The 12510-nt window shown below is 71.8% G+C and carries 9 protein-coding genes; 1 reads left to right on the forward strand and 8 read right to left on the reverse strand.

The features are described 5' to 3' along the window. Positions 1-8: 8 nt before the first annotated feature. From A2U95_RS03860 to A2U95_RS03870, 3 genes are all read right to left on the reverse strand, one after another. Entirely contained in the window at positions 9-1601 is a 1593-nt protein-coding gene (locus A2U95_RS03860; protein WP_166020816.1) for a solute symporter family protein, read from the reverse strand. Then, positions 1598-2116 carry a DUF485 domain-containing protein gene (locus tag A2U95_RS03865; protein ID WP_166020817.1) on the reverse strand — a complete coding sequence of 173 codons (519 nt, stop codon included), beginning with the start codon at positions 2114-2116 and terminating at the stop codon, positions 1598-1600. The genes A2U95_RS03860 and A2U95_RS03865 overlap by 4 nt, the downstream gene beginning before the upstream one ends. A gap of 269 nt (positions 2117-2385) precedes the next feature. Beyond that, positions 2386-4506, reverse strand: a complete 2121-nt coding sequence (locus A2U95_RS03870; protein WP_166020818.1) for a DNA gyrase/topoisomerase IV subunit B — start codon at positions 4504-4506, stop codon at positions 2386-2388. A 453-nt stretch (positions 4507-4959) separates the two neighbouring features. Here A2U95_RS03870 and A2U95_RS03875 point away from each other — a divergent pair, with 453 nt between their 5' ends. Continuing rightward, positions 4960-5196: a DUF7455 domain-containing protein gene (locus A2U95_RS03875; protein ID WP_166020819.1), complete on the forward strand. Its 237-nt coding sequence runs from the start codon at positions 4960-4962 to the stop codon at positions 5194-5196. Positions 5197-5367: 171 nt separating this feature from the next. Here A2U95_RS03875 and A2U95_RS03880 read toward each other — a convergent pair whose 3' ends face one another. The 5 genes from A2U95_RS03880 to A2U95_RS03900 form a co-directional block, all read right to left on the reverse strand. Next, complete coding sequence (locus A2U95_RS03880) at positions 5368-6210, reverse strand: serine protease (RefSeq protein ID WP_166020820.1); 843 nt, start codon at positions 6208-6210, stop codon at positions 5368-5370. 147 nt (positions 6211-6357) lie between these two features. Then, positions 6358-7881 (reverse strand): RNA polymerase sigma factor, encoded by a 1524-nt coding sequence (locus tag A2U95_RS03885; RefSeq protein ID WP_166020821.1) that lies wholly within the window; start codon positions 7879-7881, stop codon positions 6358-6360. A 369-nt stretch (positions 7882-8250) separates the two neighbouring features. Then, a complete protein-coding gene (locus A2U95_RS03890; RefSeq protein WP_166020822.1) occupies positions 8251-9132 on the reverse strand; it encodes a FadR/GntR family transcriptional regulator in 882 nt (293 codons plus the stop codon). A gap of 160 nt (positions 9133-9292) precedes the next feature. Beyond that, positions 9293-11185 (reverse strand): ABC transporter ATP-binding protein, encoded by a 1893-nt coding sequence (locus A2U95_RS03895; RefSeq protein ID WP_166020823.1) that lies wholly within the window; start codon positions 11183-11185, stop codon positions 9293-9295. A gap of 118 nt (positions 11186-11303) precedes the next feature. Beyond that, the gene (locus A2U95_RS03900; RefSeq protein WP_166020824.1) at positions 11304-12065 is read right to left on the reverse strand and encodes an NUDIX hydrolase; all 762 of its coding nucleotides are present in this window, start codon (positions 12063-12065) and stop codon (positions 11304-11306) included. Between the last annotated feature and the right edge of the window lie 445 nt (positions 12066-12510).

Here is a 12510-nt window from a genome sequence, read left to right on the forward strand (position 1 = left end):
CGGCGCGGTCAGACCGCTCCCGCTCCGGTGAGGGACCGGACCTCGGTCTCCGCGTGCTTCGCCTCGTCCGCCTCCTCGGAGGAGGTCACCGTGCCGAGCCATCCCGCCAGGAAGCCCAGCGGGATGGAGATCAGCCCCGGGTTCTCCAGCGGGAAGAAGGCGAAGTCCGCGCCGGGGAACATGGAGGTCGGCCTGCCGGACACCACCGGCGAGAAGACCACCAGGGCCACCGCAGGGATCAGGCCGCCGTAGACGGACCAGACCGCACCCCGCGTGGTGAAGCGGCGCCAGAAGAGCGTGAACAGCAGCACCGGGAGGTTGGCCGAGGCGGCGACGGCGAAGGCGAGACCGACCAGGAAGGCGACGTTCAGACTGCCGGAGAGCAGGCTGAGACCGATCGAGACGACGCCGATGCCCACCGCGGCGACCCGGGCCACCGCGACCTCGCTCCGCTGCTTCGCGCCCGCCCTGCGGAACGAGGCGTAGAGGTCGTGGGCGACCGACGCCGAGGAGGAGAGCGTCACCCCGGCGACCACCGCGAGGATGGTGGCGAAGGCGACCGCCGCCACCACCGCGAACAGCACCGGACCGCCCGTCGAGTCCGCTCCGCCGCCCAGGTCCAGGGCGAGCAGCGGCACCGCGGTGTTGCCGGCCTCGTTGGACTCGCGGACCTCGTCGCTGCCCACGATCGCCGCGGCGCCGAAGCCCAGCAGGATCGTCATCAGGTAGAAGCCGCCGATGAGGCCGATCGCCCACACCACGGACCGGCGCGCGGCACGGGCCGTGGGCACGGTGTAGAAGCGCGAGAGGATGTGCGGGAGACCCGCCGTGCCGAGGACCAGGGCGAGGCCGAGACTGATGAAGTCGAGGCGGTCGGTCCAGCTCCCGCCGTACTCCAGGCCGGGCGCGAGGAACGCCTCGCCGAAGCCGCTGTTGTCGGCGGCCGTGCTCAGCAGCTCGTTGAAGTCGCCGCCGAAGCGGACCATCACCAGCACGCCCAGCACCAGCGTGCCCGCCAGCAGCAGGACGGCCTTGACGATCTGGATCCAGGTGGTGGCCCGCATGCCGCCGAGGGAGACGTAGACCACCATCAGCGCGCCGACGCCGATGACCGTCCACGTCTGGGCCGCGCCGCCCGTGCCTCCCAGCAGCAGGGCGACCAGGCTGCCCGCGCCGACCATCTGGGCGACCAGGTACAGCACCGAGACGATCACCGAGGAGGTGCCGGCCGCGATCCGCACCGGCCGCTCCCGCATCCGCGCCGCGAGCACGTCGGCGAGCGTGAACCGGCCGCAGTTGCGCACCAGTTCCGCGACCAGCAGGAGCACCACCAGCCAGGCGACCAGGAAGCCGACCGAGTAGAGCATCCCGTCGTACCCGAAGAGGGCGATGAGGCCGGAGATGCCGAGGAAGGAGGCGGCCGACATGTAGTCACCGGCGATCGCGAGGCCGTTCTCCACCGGGGAGAAGAGACGGCTCCCGGTGTAGAACTCCTCGGCGGAGCCGTGCCGGTTGCGGCTCGCCCAGGTCGTGATGCCGAGGGTGACGGCGACGAAGACGCTGAACAGGACCAGTACGAGGGACTGGTGGTTGCCCGTCACGCGGCACCGCCCCGGGCGCCACGCGTCAACTCCTGGGTGTCCCAGCGCAGCTGGAGGGCGGCCCGGTCCCGGCGCAGCCGGGCGTGGCGTGCGTAGGCCCAGGTCAGGACGAACGTGGTGAGGAACTGGCCGAGGCCGGCGAGCATCGCCACGTTCACCGAGCCGGCCACCGGGGTGGCCATGAACTCGGTCGCGGTGGTGGCGGTCACCACATAGGCCACGTACCAGAGGAAGAAGGAGACGAAGGCGGGGACCACGAACTTGCGGTAACGGCTGCGCACCTCCTGGAAGGCCGCGCTTCGCTGCACCTCCAGGTAGACGTCGGCGGCCGCGCGGTCGCTGTCCTCCTCCTGCGCCCGGCGCGCGGCCGGCACCGTGGGAGCCGGCTCCCCCGTGCCGTCCGTCTCAGCCCAGCCGAAGGCGAGCGCGTCGTACCAGGGGTCGTCGAACCTCACCTCTCCGGCGTCGCGACCGTCGTGCTTGTTCACCGAAATCTCCTTGTCCCACGGCTCCATTCGGCCGTAGGAACAATGATGGACAGACCGTGAACATCCCGGACTCTTTCGGCGGCTCTCTCACCCCATCAGGTGACCGAAAAGTCAACGGTCACCGGTGTGCTTCCCGCACGGGTGAGTGCCGGGGCGAACGCGCGGCGGTCCGGGCGGGAACGCGTCCGCCCGGGCGTCCTGGGACGCCCGGGCGGGTCACTCGTCCAACGGATGCGGTGCGGACCGGTGCGGCGAAGGCCGTGCGGCGGACGGCGGCCGGGCCGGCGCAGGGCCCGTCAGACGTCGATCCGGGAGCGGTCGAGCGTCGCCGCGGAGCTGGAGATGAACTCCTTGCGCGGGGCGACGTCGTTGCCCATCAGCAGGTCGAAGACCTGCTCGGCCGCCTCCAGGTCGGAGAGGTTGATCCGGCGCAGCGTGCGGTGACGCGGGTCCATCGTCGTCTCGGCCAGCTGGTCGGCGTCCATCTCGCCCAGGCCCTTGTAACGCTGGATCGAGTCCTTGTAGCGGACGTTCCTGCGCTCGAACTCCATCAGCTTCTCGCGCAGTTCGCGGTCCGAGTAGGTGTACACGTACTTGTCCTGGCCGCGCTTGGGCTGGACCAGCTCGATCCGGTGCAGCGGCGGCACCGCCGCGAAGACCCGGCCCGCCTCGACCATGGGCCGCATGTAGCGCTGGAAGAGGGTCAGCAGCAGGCAGCGGATGTGCGAGCCGTCCACGTCGGCGTCGGTCATCATGATGATCTTGCCGTAGCGGGCCGCGTCGATGTCGAAGGTGCGCCCCGAGCCGGCCCCTATGACCTGGATGATCGCACCGCACTCGGCGTTCTTCAGCATGTCGCTGACCGACGACTTCTGCACGTTGAGGATCTTGCCGCGGATCGGCAGCAGCGCCTGGAACTCGGAGTTCCGGGCCAGCTTCGCGGTGCCGAGCGCGGAGTCGCCCTCGACGATGAAGAGCTCGCTGCGGTCCACGTCGTCGCTGCGGCAGTCGGCCAGCTTCGCCGGGAGGGAGGAGGACTCCAGGGCCGTCTTGCGGCGCTGGGCGTCCTTGTGCTGACGGGCCGCGATCCGGGTCCGGGCGGCGGCCACGGCCTTCTCCAGGACCGCGCGCGCCTGCTGCGCCGCGTCCCGCTTGGCCGAGGTCAGGAATGCCTTCAGTTCCTTGGCGACGACCTGGTTCACCACCCGGCGGGCCGCCGAGGTGCCCAGGACCTCCTTGGTCTGCCCCTCGAACTGCGGTTCCGCGAGCCGGACCGTGACCACCGCGGTCATGCCCTCTATGGCGTCGTCCTTGACGATGTCGTCCTCGGCGACGCGCAGCATCTTCTTGCCGCGCAGCACCTCGTTCACCGTGCGGGTGACCGCCTGCTCGAAGCCGGCCACGTGGGTGCCGCCCTTGGGCGTGGCGATGATGTTGACGAAGGAGCGCAGCGTGGTGTCGTAGCCGGTGCCCCAGCGCATCGCCACGTCCACGCCGAGTTCCCGGGTGACCTCGGTCGGGGTCATCTGGCCGTGCTCGTCGAGGACGGGCACCGTCTCCTTGAAGGTGCCCTGGCCGGAGAAGCGCAGGACGTCGCAGATGGGGCGGTCGGAGGCGAGGTACTCGCAGAACTCGCTGATGCCGCCGTCGTAGCGGAAGGACTCCTCGCCCTTGCTGCCGCCGTCGCCGAGCCCGAACTCGTCCCGCACCACGATGGTGAGGCCGGGGACCAGGAAGGCGGTCTGACGGGCGCGCTGGTGGAGGTTGTCCAGCGAGAGCTTGGCGTCCTTGAGGAAGATCTGGCGGTCCGCCCAGTAGCGGACCCTGGTCCCGGTGCGGCTCTTGGGAATCTTCTTCGCCTTGCGCAGGCCGCTGCCGGGCTGGAACTTCGCGGCCTCGCCCCGGCCCGAGAACTCGCCGGGGACGCCGCGCCGGAAGCTGATCGCGTGGGTGTGGCCGCCGCGGTCGACCTCCACGTCCAGACGGGCGGAGAGGGCGTTCACCACGGAGGCGCCGACGCCGTGCAGACCGCCGGAGGCCGCGTAGGAGCCGCCGCCGAACTTGCCGCCCGCGTGCAGCTTGGTCATCACGACCTCGACGCCGGAGAGGCCGGTCTTGGGCTCGACGTCGACCGGGATGCCGCGGCCGTTGTCCCGGACCTCGACCGAGGCGTCGTCGTGCAGGATCACCTCGATGTGGTCGCAGTACCCGCCCAGGGCCTCGTCGACCGAGTTGTCGATGATCTCCCAGAGGCAGTGCATCAGGCCACGGCTGTCGGTGGACCCGATGTACATGCCGGGGCGCTTGCGGACGGCCTCGAGTCCCTCCAGGACGAGCAGGTGCCGCGCGGTGTAGTTGGAACCGTCCCGATCTGCTCCGGTCAGCAGCGCTGTGGACGGCATCGTGTCGGCGGTCACGCGGTTCGCTCCTCGCTGAATTTTTCTGGGCATGTCTCGGCGTCGCCAGGGGACGCCCCACGGCTCGGTCGCCGCTCCAGAGAGTACCGATGCCTGATGAGGCCGGTGTAACGCCACCCTCGTCCCCGATCAAACCCTAAGCCAGAATCGTATGGACGTTCGATACCCAGGAAGAGTGAAGCACACATCACGTTCCACGGAAGGCATGAACCCTCTAGGCTCCGGGCACGTCCTCCTCAACGAGCGGCGTTCAGCCGTCGGAGGACCGACACTGGAAGAAGCGCGAACCCGTACGACACGAAGACACGCACTACGGCACATTCGCCGCCAACCGGCAGCAGACAGCCGCCTCGCCGAGAAATTTTTCGAGGAAAAGCCGCGAGCGGGAACGTTTTCGGCCTGGTTGGATGTTGACCCTGGTACGACAGCTCGTCGAGCTAGAGAAGAGGCGACGTGACTACTGTTCTGACCCCCGCGAGCCCGCTGACGGCCGCCGATCGCTGCGACCGCTGCGGCGCCCAGGCATACCTGCGCGTCGTCCTGCTGAGCGGCGGAGAACTGCTCTTCTGCGCCCACCACGGCCGCAAGTTCGAGCCGGAACTCAAGAAGATCGCCGCCGAGATACAGGACGAGACGGAGCGACTGACGTCCTCCGGCCCGGCAGCAGCCGAATCCGACGGAGAGCGCTGAGAGCGCCGACACTCACCCCACGACGAGCTAATCCGGCACAGGCCGGGTGACAAGGGCGGTCGCCTCCCCCACCAGGGAGGTCGGCCGCCCTCGCTCGTCGTCCCTCGTGCCGTTCCCGCCGGGCCGGCTCCCGCCGCCGGGCCGTTCAGGGCTCCCGGGCCACCGGGCCGCTCAGGGCTCCCGGGCGAGGGCCCGCACGACCTCCGACACCCGGGTGTACACGCCCGGCTTCCGCGCCTGCCCGCAGCCGCTGCCCCAGGACACCAGTCCGATCAGCCGGCCCTTGGCCACCAGAGGGCCTCCGCTGTCGCCCTGACAGGCGTCGGGGCCTCCCTCGGGCTCTCCGGCGCAGAGCATGGCCCGGGACGTGTAGGCGCCCTCCACGCCCCCCGGATAGGCCTCCTCGCACCACGCGTCCGCCAGCACGTGCACCTGCGCCGCCCGCAGCGACCGGGCGTAGGCCCCCGAGCCGGTGACGTCGCCCCACCCGTAGACCGTGGCGGGGGTGTCCGGCCGGTACGCGCTGTCGCCCGCCGGGGCCGCCTTCACGACGTGGTTCCCGGGCAGGGGCTCGTCCAGGGTGAGCACGGCGAAGTCACCGGCGTTGGTGATCTTGTCGTACTCCGGATTCACCCAGGTGCTCCGCACCCGGATCTCCCGGCCTCCGGCACCGGTCAGCTCGGACCGCCCCGCGATCACCGTCAGGTCCGGCACCTGGCCCGGCGACCTGCCCAGGACCTCCTCGCCCAGGCAGTGCGCGGCCGTGAGGACGGTGTCGGCGCCGATCACCGCGCCGCCGCAGAAGTGCCCGGCCCTCGTCTCGCCGAAGAGTTCCCGGCTGGAGAGCGCCACCGTCCAGGGGGCCCGCTCCACCTCCACCGGAAAGCCGCCGACGACGACGCGGGAGGCGCCGCCGCGGGCGGTTCCCGCGTCGGCGGCGGCCGGTGCGGCCGGTACCAGCGCCGCCAGCGACGAGGCCACCGCCGCGGCCCCCACGGCTGGGAGAAAACGCATAACATCCTCACTCCGGGTCGACCATGTGTCGACCCAAAGTAATCCAGCGAGGCCCGCCGCCACAGGCCCGACGACGCGAAGGCCCGGCTCCCCCTTCGGGGAGCCGGGCCTTCGCGTCGCTTTCCGACCGGTTGCGACCGGTCCCGGTCAGTCGAGGTAGTCGCGCAGGACCTGCGAACGCGACGGGTGACGCAGCTTCGACATCGTCTTCGACTCGATCTGACGGATGCGCTCACGCGTCACGCCGTAGACCTTGCCGATCTCGTCGAGCGTCTTCGGCTGGCCGTCGGTGAGGCCGAAGCGCATGGAGACCACGCCCGCCTCACGCTCGGAGAGGGTGTCCAGGACGGAGTGCAGCTGCTCCTGGAGCAGGGTGAAGCTGACCGCGTCGGCCGGGACGACCGCCTCGGAGTCCTCGATCAGGTCGCCGAACTCGCTGTCGCCGTCCTCACCCAGCGGGGTGTGCAGCGAGATGGGCTCGCGGCCGTACTTCTGGACCTCGATGACCTTCTCCGGGGTCATGTCGAGCTCCTTGGCCAGCTCCTCCGGGGTGGGCTCGCGGCCCAGGTCCTGGAGCATCTGGCGCTGGACGCGGGCCAGCTTGTTGATGACCTCGACCATGTGCACCGGGATGCGGATGGTGCGGGCCTGGTCGGCCATGGCGCGGGTGATCGCCTGACGGATCCACCAGGTGGCGTACGTGGAGAACTTGTAGCCCTTGGTGTAGTCGAACTTCTCGACGGCGCGGATCAGACCGAGGTTGCCCTCCTGGATCAGGTCCAGGAAGAGCATGCCGCGGCCGGTGTAGCGCTTGGCCAGCGAGACGACCAGTCGGAGGTTGGCCTCCAGCAGGTGGTTCTTGGCGCGGCGGCCGTCCTCGGCGATGATCTCCAGCTCGCGCTTGAGCTTGGGAGCGATCTTGTCCGAGTTCGCCAGCTTGTCCTCGGCGAACAGGCCGGCCTCGATGCGCTTGGCGAGCTCGACCTCCTGCTCGGCGTTGAGCAGCGGGACCTTGCCGATCTGCTTGAGGTAGTCCTTGACCGGGTCCGCGGTGGCGCCGGCTGCGGCGACCTGCTGGGCGGGGGCGTCGTCCTCGTCCTCGTCGGACAGCACGAAGCCCGCGCTCTCGGCGCCCTCGGGCTCGTCGCCGGCCTTGCCGGGGACCTCCTCGAGCTCCTCCTCGACGAGTTCCGGGTCGTCCTTCTTGGACGCCGTCTTCTTCGCCGCGGTCTTCTTGGCCGTGGTCTTCTTCGCCACCGTCTTCTTGGCGGTGGTCTTCTTGGCCGCGGTCTTCCTGGCGGGCGCGGCGCCCTCCGCCTCCTCGCCCTCCTCGACGGGGGCCGCGGGAGCGGCGGCCTTCTTGGCCACCGTCTTCGCTGCGACCGACCGGGTCGTGGTGCGCTTCGCGGTGCTCTTGGCGGCGACGCTCTTGCGGGCGCGCTTGGGCTCCGCCGCGTTCACCATCAGCGTCACGCCCTCGTCCTCGAGGATCTGGTTGAGGCTGCGGAGAACGTTCTTCCACTGAGTGGCCGGAATCTGGTCGGCTTCGAAGGCGCGACGCACGTCATCGCCGCCGATCTGCCCCTCAGCCTTCCCACGCTCGATGAGCGCCATGAGAGAGACGGACTCGGCGATCTCCGGCGGGAGCGTACGGGATGTGCTGGCCGACACGAACAACCTCTCGGAACGTTGGAAAACGGCTTCCGGCCCCGTCCGTGAGGACAGGAGCCGACGACCGCCGGCCTGGGGATGAGCCGACGGCGCGGGCTCGGGCCGGGAGGAGTAGCGCCTTGTGCGGCGCCCGTATTCCTTCCTCGGCTGTCACCTCTTAGGTCATCGCGCTGCTCCGTCGAGCGTTACGCCCAATCTGCGTGGCCCGAGTCACACCGCGAAACGGTGCAATACCGAAGATAGTCGGTCATTGCCGGTCACGGACCGACCGTTTTCCGCAAATCTCGTGATGCAGAGCACCCCCCACCCCGACGTGCCGGAAGGGAGGGGCCGCCGGGGCATCCCCGGCGGCGCCCGGCCCCTCTTCCGTCAGTGCTCGCGGGGCGCGGGGACGACGGTGTCCGGGTGGACGGTGAGCAGCTGCCGCATGGCGGTCTCGGCGGCCGCCCCGTCGGCCTGCGCCAGCGCGTCCACGATCCGCGCGTGGTGCGTCAGCGAGGTCTCGTTCGGCCGGTCGCAGCCGGTGATGGGACCCCCCGAGACCTGGAGGGCGGACGAGACGATGCCGGAGAGGTGCTCCAGCATCCGGTTGCCGGCGACCTGGATCAGCAGGGAGTGGAACTCCGCGTCGGCCCGGGAGAAGGTCAGGACGTCACCCTGGGCGACCGAGTGGTTCATGATCTCGACCATGTCGGCCAGGCGCTGCTGTACGTCCTCCCGGCCGTGCCCGGCGGCGAGCCGCGCGGCGAGCGGCTCGATCGTCCAGCGCAGCTCGGTCAGCTCCCGGCGCTGGTTGTCGCGCTGGGGGCCGAAGGCCCGCCATTCGATGATGTCGGGATCGAGCAGGTTCCAGTCACTGACCGGCCGCACCCGGGTGCCCACATTGGGGCGGGCGCTGACGAGACCCTTGGCCTCCAGCACGCGGAGCGACTCGCGGACGACGGTACGGGACACCTCGAAGCGCTGACCGATCTCCTCGGGGACGAGCGGCCGGTCCGCGCCCAGGTCGCCGGAGACGATCATCTGTCCCAGCTGCTGCACGAGTTGTCCGTGCAGTCCGCGGCCGCGGCTTCCGGCGGCGCGACGGGCGCCGACCCGCCCGAGCTCCGGTTCGGCCTCCCAGGCGGGCGCGCCGGCCCGGTCCACCGCGGGGCCTTCGGCGTAGGGGTAGCGGTCGAGTTCACCCGCGCCGGCCAGGCCGGAGTCGGCGGAGCGGGCGGCGGTCATCATGGTGTGCGCAAGGGTACTCACGGGTCTTTTTTCGGCGCTGACGCCAACTCCCTTGAGCGCTTTGGTGAAAAGCACACGAAAGGGTGATCGCTCACCCCGTCTCAATTGACGCCTTATCGGAAAGAAATGTGACGTTCCATGGCGAGTTGGGCACGCGGGAGGGCTCCGAGACGTCGAGCGGTCACCTTCGGCCCCGTTGCGGACGCCGCCGGGTCACCCTGCGCGGCGCCGTGAACAGGTACGCGCACATCAGCGCGGCGAGCGACAACGCCATTGCGCCGCCCAGGGGTTGGCCGACGACCCGCAGCACCTCCGCGGTGGTTCCGGTGCGGTCGGGGGACCACCGGGTGAGCAGGTCAGCGCCCCACCGCGGCGGACGTCCCGGTCCCGCGCCGGGCAGGAGGAGTCCGGCGGCGTGTTCGGCCAGCGGCGCCGCGACGACCGGGACGGCGAGCACCGCGGCCAGCCCGCCGGCCACGGAGCGGAAGAGTCCGGCGGCCAGGACGCCCGCCCACGCGCACGCCGTCACCAGGGCGAGCCAGCCCGCCGCCAGCGCCGGCCACCGGGGCGGCGGCGCGGCGTACTCGTCGCCGAGGAACAGCCTCAGCAGCCCGGCGTCGACGACCACGGCGGCGAACGCGGGCACGGCGGCCGCGAGCGCCGAGACCAGCAACTTCGCCCCCAGAAGTCCCAGTCGCCGGGGAACGGCGCCCCGGTCGACGGCGAGGGCGGGGTGGCGGAACTCGTGGCCGGACGAGAGGGCGCCGAGCAGTCCGGCGGCCAGTGCGGCCGGCGGCAGGGGCAGTTGTGCGGGCCAGGCGGCCAGCAGCCTGGGGTGCGGGGTGTGGCCGACGCGGGCCAGTACCAGGGTGACCAGCGCGGACGCCAGGACGACGGTCAGGGCGGTGCGCGTCCAGGTTCCGGTGCCGCCGGCCCGCCGGAACTCGTAACGCAGCGGCCGCAGTGGCGAGAACGGGTGGCGCACGCGGAGCGGGGGGCGCGCACCGGCCATCCCACCCCCGGACGAGGGCCGCCCCTCGGGGGAGCCCGCGGAGCGGGCTTGGACCGCCTCGGCGTCGGCGCGTCCGGCCGGGTCCCGCGAGGACCGTGCGCCCCGCGGATCCCTCGTCGCCCCGATGGCCTTCGCGGCCTCGGCGGCCCCGGCGGTCGCCGGTGCGGGCGGGACGGCCCCTGCCCCCGGTCCCAGGTCCCCGGTCTCTTCGGCGAGTTGGTGGATCAGGATGCCGTGCCGGAAGGCCGTTTCACCGATCTCGGCGCAACTGCCGCCGTAGACCGAGAGGAGCGCGCCTCCCTCCCGGACCACTTCCACCGAGCGGCGGGAGATCCGCGCCTCCTTGGCCAGCAGGTCCGCGAGGCGCTCGGCATGAGGGGTGCGGACGGCGACGCGACGGCGCAGACGGGCGCGGGCGAACTCCTCGACGTCCTGGTCGGCCACCAGCCGCCCCCGGTGGAGGGTGACGACCCGGTCGGCGACCCGGGCCGCCTCCCGCGGGTCCGCGGTGGTGAACAGCACCACGCCGTCGCGGTCGGCACAGCGGCGCAGAGTGGCGTGCAGCCAACGGGCGTCCGCGGGGGCGAGGCCGGCGGCCGGTTCGTCGAGGACCAGGGCGTAGGGGTCCGCCAGCAGGGCGCAGGCCATGCCGAGCCGCCGGTCCGCGCCGCGGGACAGTGAGTCGAGCCGCCGGTCGCGCAACTCCACCAGACCGACGGTTTCGAGGAGTTCGTCGGCGCGGGCGGTCGGCGCCCCGGCGGCGGCACAGAGCATGCGGAGGTGTCCGCGAACGGTCCGGGCGGGGTGGCCCGGGACGTCGCCCAGGAGCACTCCCACCTCGCGCAGCGGGGCCGGCGACGCGTGCAGGGGACGGCCCCGGAAATGGGTGACGCCACGCCCCGGACGCAGTTCCAGCATGAGTTGGAGAACCGTGGTCCGGCCCGCACCCGGCGCTCCGAGGAGCGCGGTGACACGGCCGGGAAGCGCCTCGAAGGACACGTCGTCGACGGCGGGCGGGAGCTCCTTGCGGGGGGCGCTGGTCAGTCCGATGGCCTTGATCACCCGAAGCAAGATAGCGCGACGCCTGGTATTTGCTTATGTTTTGCCCTTTTTGCCTTCCCGGAAGGTGCCCGGCGGCGCACGACGGCGCGACGACGCGGGGAGGCCGGGAGTGCTCCGGTCAGACCTCGGGGCGGAGCATCGGAGGGTTGAGCAGCGTGGCCCCACCGGCGCGGAACAACTGGGCGGGACGGCCGCCCTGGCGGGTGGTGGTGCCTCCGGTCGGGACCAGGAAGCCGGGCGTACCGGTGACCTTGCGGTGGAAGTTCCGCGGATCGAGGGCCACGCCCCACACCGCCTCGTAGACGCGGCGCAGTTCCCCGACGGTGAACTCCGGCGGGCAGAACGCCGTGGCCAGCGAGGAGTACTCGATCTTGGACCGGGCCCGCTCCACCCCGTCGGCGAGGATGTGCGCGTGGTCGAAGGCGAGTGAGGCGTCCTGGTCCCGGTCGGCCCCGGCCGGCTGGAGGAGTTCCTCCACGGGGGCCCAGCGGGCGTCTCCGGCGTCTCCGCCGGGGCGCGGGGCGGGGAGGTCGGGGGCGAGGGCGAGGTGGGCGACGCTCACCACCCGCATCCGGGGGTCCCTGCCCGGGTCCCCGTAGGTGGCGAGCTGCTCGAGGTGGGCGCCGTTCTCCTGCGGTGGTTCCGCCGGGGCGGCGGGGTCGTGGGCCCTCAGCCCGGTCTCCTCGAGGAGCTCGCGCGCCGCGGCCTGGGTCAGGTCCTCGTCCTCGCGCACGAAGCCTCCGGGGAGTGCCCAGCGGCCCTGGAAGGGGGGCTCGCCGCGGCGGACCGCCAGTGCGCACAGCGAGTGGCTGCGCACGGTCAGCACCACCAGGTCCACGGTGACGGCGAAGGGCGGAAAGGCTGACGGGTCGTAGGGCATGCGGCGATCATAGTCGTCTTCCTGACGATAAACACCGCCTCGGATCGGGCGCCCCGCTGAAGGCCGACAGCCGCACCCTCGGCGGTGGCCGCGCCGAGCCCGTCGGCCCGGGCCGACGGACCGGCTGACCGGCTGACCGGCTGACCGGCTGACCGGCTGACCGGCCGGGAATGGTGCGCGGGGCTCCAGCGCTCCGGTCGGGGGAACTCGTCCGGCGGTGCGGCGGAGCGGGACGGGCGGCGCCCGTGCCGGACGGACGTCGGTGCGGATCCCTGCGGGCCTGCCCCCGCGCCCCGCCAGGCGTGCCACGCCTGGCGGGGAAGGATGACGCGGTGTTCCGCGATCCGGATGCACGGAGCGCGGCTCGCCCGGTCACGCCCGCCGACCTACGCGGCCCGTGGAGCGGGTCCGGGCGTCGCCCACACCCCTCGCCCCGCCTCCGCCC

Source organism: Streptomyces chilikensis, assembly GCF_001642695.1.
GTDB classification, from domain to species: domain Bacteria; phylum Actinomycetota; class Actinomycetes; order Streptomycetales; family Streptomycetaceae; genus Streptomyces; species Streptomyces chilikensis.

Coding starts and splice junctions, on each gene's coding strand:
- A2U95_RS03865 (WP_166020817.1), bottom strand. CDS start 2,116: ATGGAGCCGTGGGACAAGGAGATTTCGGTGAACAAGCACGACGGTCGC.
- A2U95_RS03880 (WP_166020820.1), bottom strand. CDS start 6,210: ATGCGTTTTCTCCCAGCCGTGGGGGCCGCGGCGGTGGCCTCGTCGCTG.
- A2U95_RS03900 (WP_166020824.1), bottom strand. CDS start 12,065: ATGCCCTACGACCCGTCAGCCTTTCCGCCCTTCGCCGTCACCGTGGAC.